Consider the following 17,991-nt stretch of genomic DNA (forward strand, 5'->3'; position numbering starts at 1 on the left):
GCGAACGGATAGGGATATGGCAGCAGTCGCAGACGAATCGGCAAAGGGCAAGGGATCGCCGCTGATCATGATGGTCGCCGGGCTGCTGGTGCTGACCGCGCTCGGCGGCGGCGGGGGCTGGGTACTGGGGACCATGGTGGCGCCGCGGATCAAGCAGGCCACCGCCGCGGTGCAGGCGACCGTAAAGGCCGGCGGCGATAGCAAGCAGGCTGCCGCCGCCGCGCAGGCAAACGGCATCGTCGCGCTGGATCCGATCACCGTCAACCTCGCTTATCCCTCGCAGAACTGGATCAGGCTGGAGCTTGCGCTCGTTTTCAAGGGGCCGCCGGACACCCAGCTTGCCCAGGCGATCCACCAGGACATCCTCGCCTATATCCGCACGGTCTCCCTGCAGCAGATCGAAGGCGCCCGTGGCCTGCAATATCTTCGGGATGACATTCAGGAGCGTGTTGACCTGCGCTCGGAAGGACGAGTATCGAAAGTTATGTTCAGAACTTTCGTGATCGAATGAGTCGACCAGCACTCGCCCTATTTATATTCGTTATTGCTGTCTTATCGCCTGAACTGGCGGCGGCGCAGCAATTGTCGCAGCAGCTTCCCACCGATCTTCTGAACGCGCCGGTCAACGGCTCGGTTGCCGCCTGGATCATCCGTACCTTCGGGCTCCTGACGATCCTGTCGATCGCGCCGGGTATCCTGATCATGGTGACAAGCTTTCCGCGCTTCATCATCGCATTTTCGATCCTGCGCACCGGCATGGGCCTTGCAACGACGCCGTCGAACATGATCCTATTGAGCCTTGCGCTTTTCATGACCTTCTATGTCATGTCGCCGACCTTCGATCAGGCCTGGAAGGACGGCGTGCAGCCGCTGCTAGCCAACCAGATTTCGGAAGCCGACGCGGTGCAGCGCATTGCCGAGCCTTTCCGCACCTTCATGTCCAATAACACGCGCGACAAGGATCTGAAGCTTTTCGTCGATCTGGCGAAGGAACGCGGCCAGTCGACGGTCGTCGACAACAAGATCGATTACCGCGTCCTGATCCCGGCCTTCATGATCTCGGAGATCCGCCGTGGCTTCGAAATCGGCTTCCTGGTGGTACTGCCGTTTCTCGTCATCGACCTGATCGTGTCGACCATCGTCATGGCGATGGGCATGATGATGCTGCCGCCGACTTCGATCTCTCTGCCGTTCAAGATTCTCTTTTTCGTGCTGATCGACGGCTGGAACCTTTTGGTCGGCAGCCTGGTCCGCTCTTTCCACTGATATGAAAAGCGCACGGCGATCATCGGAGCCGCCGCTCCGATGATCGGAGAGGTTTACTCGGCCGCGATCGCAGCCGGGTTCCGGTCATCTTGCATGAACGGTTCCGAGCGCGCCGGCAGGGCCGGCACGTCGATGTGATCGGGTGCCAGTCCCTGCCTGGCTCGTGCAGCCATCATTTCGAAAGCCGTCTCCAGGTGGTGCGTGAAACGTTCCGCATCAAAGAGCGGCTTGATGGAGCGATTGGCGGCGAGAATTTGCTTGAACTCAGCGATACGCTCCGGTTGCTCGGCGAACTGCACCGCCAAGTCCTCGTAGGCCTGTATATCTGCGGCCACCAGTTCGGGCAGGCCGATCGCATTCAGCAGGCTTTCGCTGACGCGTGAGGCGAAGTTGGTGCCCTTCACCGTGAGGACAGGAAGGCCGCCCCACAGCTGCTCCGAAGTCGTCGTATGGCCGTTGACCGGAAAGGTATCGAGGCCGAGATCGGCCAGCTGCTGACGGTCGATGTGATCCTCGTAGCCAATACGCGTGGTGAAGACGATACGCTTGCGGTTGATGCCGCGGGCCTCTAGGCGCGACAGGATATTGGCCTCCGCTCGAGGACTGCTGCACAGCAGCCAGAGCACGCTGTTCTTGCTGCGCTTGAGGATATTGCACCAGACGTCGATCATCTGCGGCGTGATCTTGCGATTGCCGTTGAAGGACGCGAAAACGAACGCGTCCTCGGGCAGCCCATGCTGCGCGCGCGTGGTCGGCCGCGGCTTCGGGCGGTTGAGCGGATCGTTCGGCTGGTAGCACTCAGGCAGGCGGCAATATTTTTCGTAGAAATGCACCTTCGAGTCGTCCGGCAGCACGTAATGATCGCCGATGATGTAATCGAGGTCGATGTTGACGGTCGTGCCGGGAAAGCCCAGCCAGGCGACCTGGATCGGAGCCGGCATGTAATTGAGGATGTGGGCACGGCTTCCCTTGGTATGACCCTTGAGATCGACGAGAATATCGATCCGGTGCGCGCGGATCGCCTCTGCCGCGGCCTCGTTGGAGAGGCTGCGAATATCGACGGTTGTTCCCCATTTCTGGTGGTCGAACGGCTGGGCGTTTTGGGAAGCGAGATCGGAATGGTCAAAGAGGAAAATCTCGAACCGATCGCGGTCGTGCAGTTCCAGCACGCGTTGCATCAGCTTCATCGTTGCATGTTCCGGCCAGAAGTCGGCAGAGAGATAGCCGATCCGGATTTTGCCGCCCCATGTGTGCGGGCGTTTGCGCCGGCTCTCGGCATGGCCGGCAGGCAGGGGTACCGTATCGTACATCGCTTGCTTGTTGATTGCCTCGTCGCCGCACCAATGGAGGTGGAAGAAGGGGTTGTCTGGGACGACGTATTCGAGGTTGCCCTGGGCCAACGCTTCCTTGATCGGAGCCATATGCTTTTCGACGGCCGCAAAGTCGGATGCCTCTCGGGCAAAGATCAGATAGAGGATACGGAAGACGGCGTGGTCGGCATGATTTTTGAATAGCGTCGCGACGATATGGCGATTGCCTTCATCATAGAGATCATCGGTCAACAGCTTTGCGGCCAGCAACCGGTGCCGTAATTCGGGCCCTTCGACCAGCACGGACTTGAAGCCGGAAAGAAGTTCCTTTTGTTGGCGGCTCAGGAAAATGCAGGCGAGGGCGAAGGCAACGTCCGGATCCTTGAAAGCCACGGGCAGGATCAAGCTGCCAATCGCGAGCGCCTGATCGTCATTGCCGCATTCGCTGTGAAGCAACAGTGCCTCGCGAAGATAGTCGTCGCGGCGGGGCGGTTGCCGTCCGGCCAGCTCGTAGGCACTTGCCGCATCCGCCTTGAAGCCGAGCTTGAGCAATGTCTTGGCCAGCAGCGCATAGGTCTTGGCTGACTTGTCGACGTTAAGCAAGTCGTTCAGCGTCTCGAGCGCGCGCGTATATTGTCCCTTCTGATAGAAACCGGACGCTGTCGAAAAGGCATTTTTCGTATTCACGAGCGAGAACTCCAAGCGGAATGTTGAACTGGCTCTCGCCTGGGGCGGAGTGCCGGAATCATGGATTCCGCCTGATCATCGCGCACGTAGCTTGCCTGAAACCGAAGCAGCGGCCGAAAATGCCTTTACGCATTTTTAGCTACGTTCCGGAGAGCCGCTTACCGGCGGATCGAATTTAAGAAATTGGCAAGCAATGAATGCGACTTTCCTTGCGACATGACGGGTTTGGTCCTCTAGGAAAATGGATCGAGGGGCATGAAGCTGCTCCGTCATCGCCGGTATCTCCAGTCCGGTATGTCCTCCTTTAGTATCCAGTTTCCAGGGGACACTTCTATGACCAGCATTATTACCAACAATTCCGCAATGGCCGCTCTCCAGACGCTGCGCGGCATCAGCAGCAACCTGCAGGACACCCAGGCTGCCGTTTCTTCGGGCCTGCGCATCTCCAAGGCTTCCGACAACGCCGCCTACTGGTCGATCGCCACCAGCATGAAGTCCGACAACGGCGCCATCGGCGCAGTTTCCGACGCTCTCGGCCTCGGCGCCGCTAAGGTCGATACCGCATCGACGGCTGTCACCAGCTCGATCGACATCGTCGGCCAGATCAAGGACAAGCTTGCAACCGCCATGGAAGGTTCGGTTGACAAGAAGTCGGTTCAGGAAGAAATCGGCCAGCTGCAGCAGCAGCTGCAGAGCGTTGCCCAGTCGGCTTCGTTCAACGGCGAAAACTGGGTCATGGCTCAGAACAACGGCTCGGCTGCCGTCGTTTCCTCCTTCATCCGCGGCACCAACGGCACCGTTTCGGTCAGCACGACCGCCTACAAGTTTGATACCGGCGCAACCGGCAACGTTCTGTTCGGCGCGAATGCCAACGGCACGATCAAGACGGATGCGGGTATTCTCGGCACGAAGCAGACGATCGGCTCCAATCAGTACTCCGTCTTCAGCCTGGACATCAGCAAGATGACCTCCGGCGAAATCTCCAGCGCGCTGAACATGGTTCAGACCGCTCTGAATTCCATGACCAGCATGGGTTCGAAGCTCGGCTCGATTTCGTCGCGCATCGACCTGCAGACGAGCTTTGCTTCCTCGCTCTCCGACTCGATTCAGTCGGGCGTGGGCAAGCTGGTTGACGCCAACATGGAACAGGAATCGAGCAAGCTGTCCGCTCTGCAGACGCAGCAGCAGTTGGCCATTCAGTCGCTCTCGATCGCCAATTCCTCGAACCAGCAGATCCTGTCGCTCTTCCGCTAATAGGAAGCATCAACGCCGCGCGTTGATCGTAAATCCTAAACAACAAGTTAACCGCGCCTACCTAAGGCGCGGTTTTTTTTATATTTTTCACGCAAACGCGGTTCAGCTTTTCTTAACTATATTGCTGTTTCTTAGGACCATCGAAGCGGCGAGTTAACCTTAACGAATTTGGTTAACAGGCATGATGCTGAATGCCGTTACCGGTTTTAGGTCCGGAATGTCCCTTATTCAACCACTGCCAAAAGGGGCAAAATATCATGACGAGCATTCTTACCAATAACGCCGCAATGGCCGCCCTCCAGACGTTGCGCTCTATCGGTGCGAACCTGCAGGAAACACAGGGCGCCGTTTCTTCCGGCCTGCGTATCTCCAAGGCTTCCGACAACGCCGCCTACTGGTCGATCGCCACCAGCATGAAGTCCGACAACGGCGCCATCGGCGCAGTTTCCGACGCTCTCGGCCTCGGCGCCGCTAAGGTCGATACGGCGACCACTGCCGTCACCAGCGCGATCGACATCGTCGGCCAGATCAAGAACAAGCTTGCAACCGCCATGGAAGCCTCGGTCGACAAGAAGTCGGTTCAGGAAGAAATCGGTCAGCTGCAGCAGCAGCTGCAGAGCGTTGCCCAGTCGGCTTCGTTCAACGGCGAAAACTGGGTCGTGGCTCAGAACAACGGCTCGGCTGCCGTCGTTTCCTCCTTCATCCGCGGCACCAACGGCACCGTTTCGATCAGCACGACCGCCTACAAGTTCGATACCGGCGCAACCGGCAACGTTCTGTTCGGCGCGAGCGCCAACGGCACGATCCAGACGGATTCGGGTATTCTCGGCACGAAGCAGACGATCGGCTCCAATCAGTACTCCGTCTTCAGCCTGGACATCAGCAAGATGACCTCCGGCGAAATCTCCAGCGCGCTGAACATGGTTCAGACCGCTCTGAATTCCATGACCAGCATGGGTTCGAAGCTCGGCTCGATTTCGTCGCGCATCGACCTGCAGACGAGCTTTGCTTCCTCGCTCTCCGACTCGATTCAGTCGGGCGTGGGCAAGCTGGTTGACGCCAACATGGAACAGGAATCGAGCAAGCTGTCCGCTCTGCAGACGCAGCAGCAGCTGGCCGTCCAGTCGCTCTCGATCGCCAACTCCTCGAGCCAGCAGATCCTGTCGCTCTTCCGTTAATAGGAAGTGCCAACGCTCAAGCGTTGGCTCGCCACATGGGAAAAGACCTTGCCGCGCCTTCCTTGGAGGGCGCGGTTTTCGTTTCGCCCCGTCGCCGTCTTTCCGCCGCACGCCTGGAAGGGAAAACCGCTGTGCCCTTTGCTTGGAATTGCTCTAAAATGCACGGCTCGCCCGTCGCCTGACTGCATCGATGAAGCCATCGAAGAGCTTGCGCATGGCAACCTGCTTGTAAGGGTAGACGATGGGATCATCCATGTTGTGGACCACCATTGCCACGTCCACCTCGAAGACCAGCAGGCGGCCGTCGGGAAGTTCTGCGCAATCGATGCCGAAATAGTCGAGGTCGATATGCCGGCAGAGCGCTGCAAAGCTCTCTGCATGGCGGATGGCGAAATCTCGATCGAAATCCTCCATCCAGGCTTGCTCGACGGCGCGTTTTGCTGCGTTCCGGTCCATGCCGGCGCTCAGATAATGCACGATCCAGTGGTCAGAGAGCGCCATGTGGCTGGCGAAAGCCTTGCCATCGATGAAGACCACGCGCTGCTTGTTATAATAGCCGTCGGCTCCGCGGAAATCGACGAAGGGCGCCACATAGAGCTCGGATGCCGGCTGGGTGGCCAGAAAGGCTGACAGTTCGGCGGGGTCGGCTATGCGCTCCATTCCGTTGCCCGCATGCGTACTGATCGGGCGCACCACCAGCGGAAATGCCAGGCCTTTGGCGCTGTCTCTCAGCTGCCGGGCGCCGGCTGCGACGGCAGAAAGATCGCCGCGCGGGATGCGATGGGTCGTGGGCGAGAGGAGCGACGGTTCGCTTGCCAGCATTGCGCTCACCCCGTCGCGCGTCAGACCGGCGATCAGCTTCGGGTTGCGGTTCATCACCGGACCGTCGTACCCGGCAAGCAGCCCATGCATATGGGCAAGCAGGGGGCCGTTTTCCGTCGACTCTCCGATCGCCATGAAGGCGGTGTCATGATCCGGCAGATCGGTGAGCGCGGTGGTTCGCAGATCGACATAGTGCAGCAACAGCACGCAATCGCTGTCCGCAAGCAGGAAGTCCAGCGGCGTATTGGCCATGAAATCGCCCTCGGTAACGAAGGCCAGCAGCCGCGGCCCGGCTCCGCTGCCGTGGACCACACAGAAGTTGCGGCTGAGTTGCACGGCATTCTTCAGGATTTGGCGAGCTTCCTCGGTGCGGCCAAGCGTTTGCAGGATGATCGCCAAGTCCATAAGCGCGGCGGCATCGTTCGGATCGGCGGTTACGCGTTGCATGAGCCCGTTCCATAACGGCGTCACATCGCCGCCGACATAGACGAGCGACACGATCTTCTGCATGCCGAAAATTCGCGGTGCTTTCGATGGGCCGGACGAAGCCGGATCGATGATGGGAGCTTTGGTCATCAGCATTGGGGGAGATCCTGTCGAGAACCGATTGTCAAAACGCTAAGAACGAGCTGGTCGATATCCGCCTCTCGCGTGCGATGGTTTACGATCGCGGCGCGGATTGCCGGCTGCCCGTTCAGATGTGTCAGGGATGGAGCGACGCGGCCTTCGGCATGCAGCCGCTCGACGATATGCGCGTTGATGGACGCAGGTATCGACCCGTCCATGCCGACATAGGCGAAGCAGACGATGTTGAGCGCGACCGGCGCAAGCAGTTTCAGGGCAGATTCCTGTTCGATGCGCTCTGCCAGCCGGCGGGCCAGCCTGCAGTTGGCGCTCATTGCCTCCCCCAATGCTTTGACGCCATAGGTTTTCAGCGTGAACCAGGTCTTCAGCGCCCTGAAGCCGCGCGACAGATCCGGGCCGTAGTCGCAGGGCCACCAGTCTCCGCCTGCAAGTCCGGTGGCTGCCCGGCTGAGATAGGCGGCATCCGATGCAAAGGTTTGCCGCTGCCACTCGCTGTCCCGCACGAGGAGGAAGCCGGCATCGTAAGGCACTTGGCCCCATTTGTGGAAATCGAAGGCGAGCGAATCGCAGCTGTCGATCCCCGCGAACAGATGCGCAAGGCCGGGACTGAGGACACCGAGGGCGCCCAGCGCGCCGTCGATGTGAAAATGGAGATCGTAGCTGTGGGCGATGTGCCGCAAACCGGCGAGATCGTCGACGGCGCCGGTATTGACCGTTCCCGCACTGCCAATGACGAGGAACGGCACGAGGCCTTCCTGCCTGTCGCGAAGGATCGCCCGTTCCAGCGCATCGACATCGATCTGGCCGAATTCGTTGACGGCAACGCGCCGGAGCTGGTTGCTGCCGATGCCCGCCATTTCGAAGGCGCGAGGGATGCAGCCATGCACTTCGCTCGAGGCGTACGCGACGAGCCGGGTTTCATCGGACAGGCCGGTTGCACGAACGTCGCGGCCGAGCTTGCGGCATCTGGCGATCTGCACTGCGACGAAATTGGCCTGCGATGCACCCGTCAGGAATATGCCGCCTGCCGTTTCCGGAAAGGAGAAGATCTCGCGCGTCCAGCGGATGATCTGGCGCTCGACCTCGATCGGCATATGATCGCGGCCGCCGAGATTGGCATTCAGCCCGCCGGCGAGCATTTCGGCGAGCATGCCGGTAACGGTGCTGCCGCCCTGGACCCAGCCCATGAAACCCGGGTGAATGTTGCCGCTGCCGTAGGGGAGGATGTTGTCCCGAAAAATGGCGTGGACGTCAGCCAGATCGCTGCCTTCGACGGGCAGCGGCATATCGAATTCGGCACGAACGGAGGAGGGGGCGGGCTGCCAGACCGGCTTCGTTGCGAGCGCCTGGAGATGATCGAACATGTCATCGAGCATGCGATGGCCTTGATTACGCAGGGCCTGCCAGTCGTCGGGGTCGAGACTTGTTCGCTCGTGACGATCGACCGCCGCTCCTCCGGCCTCTTGCAAACTGAACATATGAACCTCGCGTGTGGCCGTCGCTGCTGGCACCGTCGCCGGAACGTTACCAATAAAATGCCGCCCTCGTTGCCCGGCACGAGGCGGATAATGCCTATCTACGACGCCGAAGGTGGCGCGAGGCTGACGTGCGGCTTGCTGCCCTGCCCAGGCGGCCAGGCGGATCGACAATGACATGCCGACACATGCTGGACGGGTCAGCCCCTTTCCTGTTCCAAGAGAGATAGAACAGCCGCTTCCGTTAACTTTTGCGGGCGGCATTAACCTTTTATTAACTCTATTGCTGTCAGTTGCGGCTAACGCAACGGTTGGTTAACCTCTCCTAAGAGGCGGTTAACAAGCATGAGGCTGATTGCCGTTCCCGGCCGCAGACCGGAATGTCCCTTCCAAAGTCAGCCATAAGGGGCACTTTTCGATGACCAGCATCCTCACCAACGACGCGGCGATGTCCGCTCTTCAGACCCTGCGCGGCATCAACTCGAATCTGCAGGATACCCAGAGCCGCGTTTCCTCGGGCTACAAGGTTGCGAAGGCAGCCGACAATGCCGCTTATTGGTCGATCGCAACAACCATGCGTTCCGACAATGGCGCGCTTTCCGCCGTTTCGGACGCATTGGGCCTGGGCGCGGCCAAGGTCGATACGGCCTATGCCGCAATGGACAATGCCATCACGGTCGTCCAGCAGATCAAGGACAAGCTCGTCGCCGCAACTGAAAGCAGCGTTTCGAAGGCTGATATCCAGGAGGAAGTCACCCAGCTTCAGCAGCAGCTGGAAAGCATTGCGCAGTCAGCATCCTTCTCCGGACAAAACTGGATGTATGCGGCGAATGGCGCGTCGGCTTCCGTCGTTTCCTCCTTCGTGCGCAATAATAACGGTACGGTTTCCGTCAACAGCACCAGCTACGCCTTCGATACCAGCTCGCAGGGTAACGTCCTGTTCGGCGCGGCGAGCAACGGGGCGATCGATACGAATTCGGGCATTCTCGGCAGCAAGCAGACCATCAGCGGAACCCCCTATTCCGTTTTCAGCCTCGATATCACCAACATGACCAGCGGCGATATCGGCAAGGCGATGAACCTCGTGCAGGGTGCCCTCAATGCCATGAACAGCACGGCTTCGCAGCTCGGCTCCCTCACGACCCGCATCGATCTGCAGACGAGCTTCGTTTCCACGTTGCATGATACGATCGATTCCGGTGTCGGCAAGCTCGTCGATGCGAACATGGAAGAGGAGTCGAGCAAGCTGTCCGCGCTGCAGACCCAGCAGCAACTGGCAATCCAATCGCTGCAGATTGCCAATTCGAGCGCGCAGAATGTTCTCGCTCTCTTCAAGTGAGCCTTGACTGGAGCTTGCGTTGAGATCGCGCGGCGGCATTTCCCTCTTGTCGTCGCGTATAAGCTTTTGTTAACGTTGCCGCTAATTGATTTGCAGTCTATGCGCAGGTCCGGCTTTCGTTCTCCTTCCAAGCGGTTGCCGGACTGCGCTTTAGCGACGGGCCGTGCTGGGATCTTTCCCGCTGGTGGGCATGAGGCCAATCGTTGCTGCCGGATCGGTCCGGCTTGCCAGTTCCAATGGAATTACGGATTTTCAGATGAGCAATGTGACGACGAATCCTACCACGTCGGCGGCGCTGACCGTGTTGCGCGGTATCAACAAAGATCTCGATGTCGTACAGCAGCAGGTTTCGTCCGGTTACCGCATTCAGACGGCGAGCGACGATCCCACCTATTGGTCGATGGCGACCACCATGCGCTCGGACCGGAGCAGCCTTTCCACGATCACGGATGCGCTTGGTCTCGGCGCCTCGAAGGTCGATACCGCATCCACCGCCATGGATACGGTCGTCAGCCTGCTGACCCAGATCCAGTCCAAACTGGTTTCCGCAAAGGAATCGGGCACAAACAAGAATGCGATCAATGCCGATATTCAGCAGCTCAAGGACCAGCTGCAATCCGTTACCCAATCGGCATCCTTCTCCGGCGAGAACTGGCTTTACAACACCGATCAGCAAGCCACTACGCAGCAATCGGTGATCAGCAACTTCACGCGGGGCACAGGCGGCGAGATTAACTTTACGACGATCGATTACGACAGTTCCCAAACCCTGATGATCGATACCGCCCAACCGCAGCGGGGCTTGCTGACGAAGAATGTCGACGCAAGCACGCTCGGCGCTCCGGGAACCAGCGGCGGGACGGCCCGCAACTACTACCTCCTTGCCGCCAGCGGCGGTTCGACACCATCAGGTGGAACGGAGATCGCGATCTCCAGCAGCACGACGGACGACGAATTGACGGACATGATCAATGTCACCAATTCGCTGCTGAAATCGGCCACATCAGCCGATTCGACCCTGGGTCTGATGTCGTCCAACATCAGCGACCAGTCGGATTATATTTCCAAGCTGGGCGACGCTATCAAGAGCAGTGTCGGCGACCTGGTCGACACCAACATGGAAGAGGCCTCGGCGCGGCAGAGCGCCCTGCAGACGGCGCAGCAGATGGGTGTCCAGGCATTGTCGATCGCCAATAGCATGGCGAGCAAGGTTCTGATCATCCTTCAATCGAAATGACCGTCGGGCGGCACTCGGATCGGCCATGCCGCATCGCATTCATCCTCGCACAAGTTTGACTGCCTACGGTCCTTTGCAGTGGCTTGGCTGCAAAAAGTGCCGGTGACATCGGTCCCGGAAGCTGCCTGAGGACGGAAATCGGAAGCGTGATGATCGACGTTTTGAGAATGGGAATGGATCGGCCGGCTGCCAGCATCGACTTGCAGCGTCTCTGCGACGCAAATGGGGAGATGCGCGCGTGAGCTTGACGCTGTCCCGATATCTCAAGGATTTCGGCGCCGAACAGGTTCCTCCACCGCATGTCGAGGATATGGTCTTTGCGGAGCCGATGGAGTTTGCCGAAATTCCCGGCGAGCCGCCCGTCGATGTGGAGGCCGAGCGTCGTGCAGCCTATGCCGAAGGGCATGAGGCGGCGACACAGGAATTGACGCAGAAGCATCAGGCCGAACTCGATGCCATGGCCGAGTCGTTCCGCGCCGAAACGGATGCGCTGCGGGTGCATTACGAAGAGCAGGCGGCGGAGAAGATCGCGGCGGATATGAACCGCATTGCGGCGATGCTCGGGCAGGCGATCAGCACGGAAGCCGCCGCCATCCTTGCGCCGATCATGACCGAGACGCTGACGACCAGGGCGGTCGGCGATCTTGCCGAGCTGGTCAAAACTTCGATCCTCGACGGCAGCGTCGGGCCGATCTCGGTCAGCGGTCCGCGCCATCTATTCGAGGTTCTCCATAGCCGCCTCGGCGATGATGGCGCGCTGTTGCGCCATGTCGAGGCAGAGGATGTCGATCTCACCGTCACCATCGGCGAGAGCGTTCTCGTGACCCGTATGTCCGCCTGGGCCGCCAGTCTGAAAGAGATCCTGAAATGAGCGACGGCGATCAAAATCACGGCAAGCACGAGATCATCATCGTCAAGCGCCGCGGCGGCGATCACGAAGGCGGCCATGGCGGCGCGTGGAAGATCGCCTATGCCGACTTCATGACCGCGATGATGGCCTTCTTCCTTGTCATGTGGCTGGTGAACGCCGCCAATGAGGAGACGAAGGCCTCGGTCGCCTCTTATTTCAATCCCATCAAGCTTGCGGACGAAAAGCCGACGGAAAAAGGCCTCAAGAAGCCGGTCGACCAGGCCCAGGGCGAAAAGAATCAGCAGAAGTCCGACAAGCCGCAGGAAAAACCGAATGACGGCAAATCGGCCAAGACCGGCGAGGATCTGACCTCGACATCCGGCGACCAGACGAATTATTCCGAAGCCGATTTCTTCGAAAATCCCTATTCCGTCCTGGCGGAGATCGCACAGGAAGTCGGTCAGCAGGCCAATGTCAGCGCCAAGGGCGAGGGCGGTGCCGCGCAATCGGGTCCGGCGACGGGGGCGGATGGCGGCCAGGCTTATCGCGATCCGTTCGATCCGGATTTCTGGACGAAGCAGGTTCAGGTTTCCAGCGCGTCGAAAAAGGCAAACGAGGAACAGTCCGCCAAGTCGGATCAATCCCCCAGGGGTGAAGTCATCGCTCTGTCGAAGGCAACGGCCGCCGATACGGGCCAGCCGGCCGATCAGCCGCAAACGCCCGAACAGCAGCCGACGGTGAGCCCGCAGCAGGCGCCCGGCAAAGCGCAGGAGAAGCAGGCGCAGGCTCAGCAGGTTGCCAAAGCCACCATGCAGAACGACGCATCCCCGCCTGAAGACAACGCCGCTTTGCCGGAGAATAAGGATGTTCAGCCGACAAAGGCGCAGCAGCAGGAGGCCAAGGATCTTCAGCAGGCAATTCAGGCCGAGATCAAGGGCGTTGCCGGACAGCTGGCCGAAGGACTGCAGGTGACAGCGGCCGAAGGCGGTGTACTGGTCACGATTTCCGACCAGACCAACGATCCGATGTTCAATATCGGTTCGGCGGTCCCCCGGCGGGAGATGGTGCTGGCGATGGAGAAGATCGGCAAGCTTCTCGCGGAACGCAATGGATCGATCCTGATCCGCGGCCACACCGACGGGCGGCCTTATCTGGTCGGCGGGCGCAACGACAATTGGCGCCTGTCGCTCGATCGCGCCCAGAGCGCCTATTACATGCTGACCAGCGGCGGGCTGGATGAGAAACGGGTCGTTCAGGTCTCCGGCTTCGCGGACCGGCGTCTGAAGCTGCCCAACGATCCCTTCAACGACGCGAACCGCCGTATCGAGATCCTGATCGCGAGCCCGTCCGCTCAGGCGGCGACGGACCCGGCGGCTTCGGGCACGCAAGCCCCCGTCAAGCCGGCTTCAGGCAAGGGCAAGTCCGGTCAAGGCAAGCAAGGATAGTTCATGGCGCGCAAACAGCATCGTCATCGCCTTGCGCTCACGCTTACCCTCGGCATGTTGATGCCGGGGGTTGCAGGCGCCGAGGGACAGGACGGCCTGCCGCTCTACAAGATGCTGCGCTCGCTCGAATTCGTGCAGGATTCCGTTGTCGCGGGCGACAGTTCTGCCGCGGAAATGCAGCGGTTCCTGCTCGGAACTATAGACGAGCGCCTGCGCAGCGCCGACAAATCCGTCTTCGAGGACAACCGCAACGTCGATGCGGCACTGATCTATGCCATGAGCGGCGGCAACCCCGAAACGCTCGAATATCTGATGTCGCGCGACGTCAACGGCAATTTCGACAATCGCGTTGCGGATGTCCTGAGGAAATATCTGAACGGCAAGGGTCTGCTCGTGGTCAACACGCTTGCCGACATCGCCAAGGAGTATCGCGGCAAGCCGATCGGCCCCTACCTCTCGCTGGTTGCAGGTAATGTCATGTCGGGCAAGAATGCCAAGGCGGCCTTGCAGCTCTACGACTGGGCGCGTTTGATGGCACCCGGCACGATCGTCGAGGAATCGGCATTGCGCCGCTCGCTGGCGCTGTGCGCCGATGCGGGCATGGTGCCGCAGGGGCTCGATTATGCAAGGCGCTACACGCGGCGCTTTCTGCATTCGCCCTATGCCAGCCAGTTTGCCGATCTTTCCGTGCAGCTGGTGGTGGATCACGATTCCGACGTCAAGCAGCAGGATATCGTCGATATCCTGTCCTTCATGGATCCGCCGAGACAGCGGGAAATCTATTTGCGCATGGCGCGCCGGGCCGCGATCGCGGGCAAGGCCGATCTCGCCGCGCTGGCGGCCGACCGCGCCCAGGCGATCTCCAATGACGGCGGCGATGCCTTTGGCGCGCTGGCGAACTTCTATGGCGGCGTGGCGGGCATATCCACGCCAGAATTGAAGGCGGCGATCAACGATGTGAACCAGATGCCGGCGGGCGAGCTGAATGCGCGCGACCGCGCTTTGCGCGACGCCGCAAAGGCGGTGGCGGCGGAGATATTACGGACACCCGATGCTGCAAGCCTCGGGCAAGGCAGCGTTCCTAACCTGCCCAACCAACGCAAGACTGAACACGATGCTGCTGTGACGAATCAAGCGGGAGGCCAATCTCCCGGCACGGCGGGTGTTGAGCAGGGGGCCCCGGCAAACGCGGCTCCCGCCCCGGAGGGAGGGCGGCAGGAGGCCGACTCTTCGTTCAACGCATTCGTCACGACGAGCCGCTCGAAGCTGGAAGCCATCGACGGCCTGTTGAAGCAGGAAAGTCATTGATATGAACGACATCGGTGTGTCCGGCGCCTCATCGGGGGCGGATATTCGTGCTGTTGCCCAAGGCAGCCGCTCGACGAAGCAGGATGACAGCACGAGTTTTATCGATGCGCTGACGAGCTCGCTCGGCAATGGTGGCAAATCTTCAAGCTCCAATGCCGGTGCCGATACCTCGGCCAATGCGGACCCGACCGTCGATATCGACAAGGATACGGGCGCGGCAAAGACCGTCGCGGGGAATTCCTCTGCGGCAGCTCTCTCCCTCGATGACAATACCAAGGCCGGAATTGGGATGATCGATACTTCCGGAGCCAACCTCCCCAATCTCCCCGCCCTGGCCAAGAGCGCGAAAGCTGCGCAGGCCGCAGGCCCCGCTTCGCTCTCGAAATCGCTGATCGAGCTGCAGAATGCAGTCTCTGCCGCGGGTGAGGCCAGCGCAACATCCGCCGGATCCGAACAGCCTGCGGCAGCCCCAGACCCGGCGATGCCCGTGGCGGCCGATACGAGCAAAGCGCCGGTGCAGTCTGCCGCACTCGATCAGCTTGCCGAGATCGCGCAGCAATTGGCCGACGTCGCACCTACGGGGGGGCAGACGGCACCGGTCAAGAGCGACGGCAAGACCTCCGTCGCAAAGGATGGAAAGGATGCCCAGGTCGCGGATGACGGTAAGCCTGCATCGACGCAAGGCAGCCAGCCGATCAATACGATTTCCGATGCCTTGTCGCTGTTGAACGTTGCGCAGCCGATCGTCGCCACGCAGGTTAGCACAGCACAGGCAGGCAAGACGGCAGACGATGCCAAGGTCCAGGCATTGCCATCAGGCAAGGCGGTACTTGCGAATGATGCCTCGGACACGGCCTTGACGTTGCCGGATGATGGCAAGGGAGCAAATGCCGTGCAAACATTCCGCCTGAGCCGGGCGGACGGCCGTGGCGGCGCGCTCGATCTGTCGATCAGCAAGGGCGGCGAGGATGTTGCCGATGTCAAAGTCGGCGCTGCTGCAGGTGGCGATGCGGTGGCAGTCACCGTGCTGGATTCGCGCCGCTATCTCGGCCTTGCCGCCAATTCCAACGCGGCGTTGGTCGCTGGAAGCCTGGCCGGCGACCGCGAATGGTCGGCCGCGATGCAGCCTGGATCGGCGCTTTACAACGCCGCGAACCTGACGAGCACCGGCAAGGTCGTCAACACGCTGAAGATCCAGCTGCGTCCGGACAATCTCGGTGAGGTTACGGCAACCATGCGGCTTTCAGGAGATCAATTGAGCGTCGATCTGAAGGTTCAGACGGGCGAAGCCTACAGGCAGCTGCATGCCGATCAGAGCCGGATGGTCGATGCGCTGCGCGCGCAAGGCTATCAGGTCGACAATATCACCGTCACCCTCACGTCCAATGCCGAACAGCAGTCGGATGGCGGCCGCAATTCCGGATCGAACCAGCCACAGCAGCAGTCCCTGTTGAACCAGGGGCAGGGGGGCGACGCGCGCTCCAGGGGCCAGAACTATTCAGGGCAGCAGGCAAATGCAAACGAAGGCAATCGCAGTTCGGGTGAGCGCAGCGTTGAGGATGGTGCTGGTGGTGGCCTGCAGCGTTCTCGCTCTGGTGCGGTTTACCTCTGAGGCGCACGCATCGGGCAATCCGGCGCCGCCGGACAATGGTGCCGCAGGACTTTGCGAACGCGAAATCCAGTCTGCCGCCGCGAAATACGGGATACCGGAAGGAATCCTTTATTCAGTCGGCCTGACGGAGACCGGGCGCAAGGGATCGCTTTACCCCTATGCTCTCAATGTCGAGGGGCGGCCGATCTTCCCGCCATCGGAGGGCGCCGCCCTGCAGATATTTGCCGCAGCCCGGCAGAGCGGGGCAAAGCTCATCGACGTCGGGTGCATGCAGATCAATCAGTATTTTCATGGTGAAAACTTTGCCTCCGTCGCCGCCATGTTCGATCCGCGCAGCAATGTCGAATATGCCGCAAAGTTTCTCCGCAATCTGCATGACAGGCACGAGACCTGGACGATGGCGGTAGCAAGATACCATGCCGGACCGAACAACGACCCCGCCCAGAAGGTCTATGTCTGCCGCGTGATCGCCAATCTGGTCGCTACCGGTTATGGAAAATGGACGCCAAACGCGGCCACGTTCTGCCGGGAATAAGCACCCGCAGGTTGCATATGGGATCCGGTTAGCCCACGCTAACCCAACCGAAGCAGTTGACTGCCGTGGTTTTGCCCAAAATGCTAGTCTTAATTATACGTCTGCTAACAAGTTTTTTATCGGTGTGGAACGCCGATCACCTACTATATCTAGTGCAAATCGCACCCCTATGGTTAATCAATTATTAATTTCCGTCACTCATTTCCGACAGTTGTTCGTGATTCGCCCGATTCGTACCCATAGGTCATCGAAACACCACACTGATTCGGAGGCGGACGAATGATCGTAGTGGTTGATGAGCGAGAGCTCGTTAAAGACGGATACACATCACTCTTTGGACGCGAGGGCATTCCTTCGACGGGATTTGATCCGCGTGAATTCAGCGAATGGGTCTCGACCGCGGCAGAGGGCGACATCGCTGCGGTCGAAGCCTTCCTGATCGGACAGGGGCAGCAGGTGCTCGAGCTGCCGAGGGCGATCCGCGACAGGACGGCGGCACCTGTCATCGCGGTCAGCGACCAGCCCTCGCTGGAAGCCACGCTTGCCCTTTTTGATTGCGGCGTGGACGATGTCGTGCGCAAGCCGGTCCATCCCCGGGAAATCCTGGCTCGGGCCGCGGCGATCCGCCGCCGGCTGAAGGCGATCAGCAACTATACCGATATCGGCCCCATTCGCGTCTTCGCGGACGGCCGCGATCCGGAAATCAACGGTTCCGTATTCGCCTTGCCGCGCCGCGAGCGCCGCATCCTCGAATATTTGATCGCCAATCGCGGCCGTCGCGTGACGAAGACCCAGATCTTCAACGCCATCTACGGCATCTTCGACGAGGAAGTCGAAGAGAACGTCGTCGAAAGCCATATTTCCAAGCTGCGCAAGAAACTGCGCAAGAAGCTCGGTTTCGACCCGGTCGATTCCAAGCGCTTCCTCGGCTATTGCATCGACTGGAGCTGATGCCGCCGGTCGCGCATTCCAGATATCAAAAATTGCTTAGAGGCCCGGAAATCCCTTGATTTCCGGGCCTACTCTTTTGCGCCGCATGGGACGGTCATCGCGCAGATGGTGCGTTCTCTCTTACCGTTCCGCGTCGT

15 protein-coding genes are annotated in these 17,991 nt (G+C 60.1%); 12 read left to right on the forward strand and 3 right to left on the reverse strand.

Features of this window, described 5'->3' with window-relative positions:
- Positions 1-16 precede the first annotated feature (16 nt).
- Positions 17-511 (forward strand): flagellar basal body-associated FliL family protein, encoded by a 495-nt coding sequence (locus tag C7U61_RS02935; protein WP_106996617.1) that lies wholly within the window; start codon positions 17-19, stop codon positions 509-511.
- Positions 508-1,266: a flagellar type III secretion system pore protein FliP gene (gene fliP, locus C7U61_RS02940; protein WP_162703244.1), complete on the forward strand. Its 759-nt coding sequence runs from the start codon at positions 508-510 to the stop codon at positions 1,264-1,266. The genes C7U61_RS02935 and fliP overlap by 4 nt, the downstream gene beginning before the upstream one ends.
- A 53-nt stretch (positions 1,267-1,319) precedes the next feature.
- Here fliP and C7U61_RS02945 read toward each other — a convergent pair whose 3' ends face one another.
- Positions 1,320-3,263 carry a glycosyl transferase gene (locus tag C7U61_RS02945; RefSeq protein ID WP_106996921.1) on the reverse strand — a complete coding sequence of 648 codons (1,944 nt, stop codon included), beginning with the start codon at positions 3,261-3,263 and terminating at the stop codon, positions 1,320-1,322.
- 333 nt (positions 3,264-3,596) lie between these two features.
- Here C7U61_RS02945 and C7U61_RS02950 point away from each other — a divergent pair, with 333 nt between their 5' ends.
- The gene (locus C7U61_RS02950; RefSeq protein ID WP_106996618.1) at positions 3,597-4,517 is read left to right on the forward strand and encodes a flagellin; all 921 of its coding nucleotides are present in this window, start codon (positions 3,597-3,599) and stop codon (positions 4,515-4,517) included.
- Between the two features lie 257 nt (positions 4,518-4,774).
- Positions 4,775-5,695 carry a flagellin gene (locus C7U61_RS02955; RefSeq protein WP_106996619.1) on the forward strand — a complete coding sequence of 307 codons (921 nt, stop codon included), beginning with the start codon at positions 4,775-4,777 and terminating at the stop codon, positions 5,693-5,695.
- Positions 5,696-5,848: 153 nt separating this feature from the next.
- Here the strand turns inward: C7U61_RS02955 and C7U61_RS02960 are convergent, their stop codons facing one another.
- On the reverse strand, positions 5,849-7,099 hold the full coding sequence (locus C7U61_RS02960) for a glutathione synthase (protein ID WP_106996620.1): 1,251 nt from the start codon (positions 7,097-7,099) through the stop codon (positions 5,849-5,851).
- Positions 7,093-8,580, reverse strand: coding sequence for a pyridoxal-dependent decarboxylase (locus tag C7U61_RS02965; RefSeq protein ID WP_106996621.1), 1,488 nt, complete (start codon positions 8,578-8,580; stop codon positions 7,093-7,095). The genes C7U61_RS02960 and C7U61_RS02965 overlap by 7 nt, the downstream gene beginning before the upstream one ends.
- A 415-nt stretch (positions 8,581-8,995) precedes the next feature.
- Between C7U61_RS02965 and C7U61_RS02970 the strand changes: the two genes are divergently transcribed.
- The 8 genes from C7U61_RS02970 (at position 8,996) to C7U61_RS03005 (ending at position 17,854) form a co-directional block, all read left to right on the forward strand.
- The gene (locus C7U61_RS02970) at positions 8,996-9,916 is read left to right on the forward strand and encodes a flagellin (RefSeq protein WP_106996622.1); all 921 of its coding nucleotides are present in this window, start codon (positions 8,996-8,998) and stop codon (positions 9,914-9,916) included.
- 256 nt (positions 9,917-10,172) lie between these two features.
- Complete coding sequence (locus C7U61_RS02975) at positions 10,173-11,153, forward strand: flagellin (protein WP_106996623.1); 981 nt, start codon at positions 10,173-10,175, stop codon at positions 11,151-11,153.
- Between the two features lie 238 nt (positions 11,154-11,391).
- Entirely contained in the window at positions 11,392-12,024 is a 633-nt protein-coding gene (locus C7U61_RS02980) for a hypothetical protein (protein ID WP_106996624.1), read from the forward strand.
- Positions 12,021-13,448 (forward strand): MotB family protein, encoded by a 1,428-nt coding sequence (locus C7U61_RS02985; RefSeq protein ID WP_106996625.1) that lies wholly within the window; start codon positions 12,021-12,023, stop codon positions 13,446-13,448. Before C7U61_RS02980 ends, C7U61_RS02985 begins: the two co-directional genes overlap by 4 nt.
- Positions 13,449-13,451: 3 nt before the next feature.
- Positions 13,452-14,756, forward strand: coding sequence for a chemotaxis protein MotC (motC, locus tag C7U61_RS02990; protein WP_106996626.1), 1,305 nt, complete (start codon positions 13,452-13,454; stop codon positions 14,754-14,756).
- 1 nt (position 14,757) lies between these two features.
- Positions 14,758-16,368 (forward strand): flagellar hook-length control protein FliK, encoded by a 1,611-nt coding sequence (locus C7U61_RS02995; protein ID WP_106996627.1) that lies wholly within the window; start codon positions 14,758-14,760, stop codon positions 16,366-16,368.
- Positions 16,316-16,903 carry a transglycosylase SLT domain-containing protein gene (locus C7U61_RS03000; RefSeq protein WP_106996628.1) on the forward strand — a complete coding sequence of 196 codons (588 nt, stop codon included), beginning with the start codon at positions 16,316-16,318 and terminating at the stop codon, positions 16,901-16,903. Before C7U61_RS02995 ends, C7U61_RS03000 begins: the two co-directional genes overlap by 53 nt.
- A gap of 279 nt (positions 16,904-17,182) precedes the next feature.
- Positions 17,183-17,854 carry a winged helix-turn-helix domain-containing protein gene (locus C7U61_RS03005; RefSeq protein WP_106996629.1) on the forward strand — a complete coding sequence of 224 codons (672 nt, stop codon included), beginning with the start codon at positions 17,183-17,185 and terminating at the stop codon, positions 17,852-17,854.
- The last annotated feature ends 137 nt before the right edge of the window (positions 17,855-17,991 follow it).

Origin of the sequence: Rhizobium sp. JAB6 (assembly GCF_003024605.1) — a bacterium.
Lineage (GTDB): Bacteria > Pseudomonadota > Alphaproteobacteria > Rhizobiales > Rhizobiaceae > Rhizobium.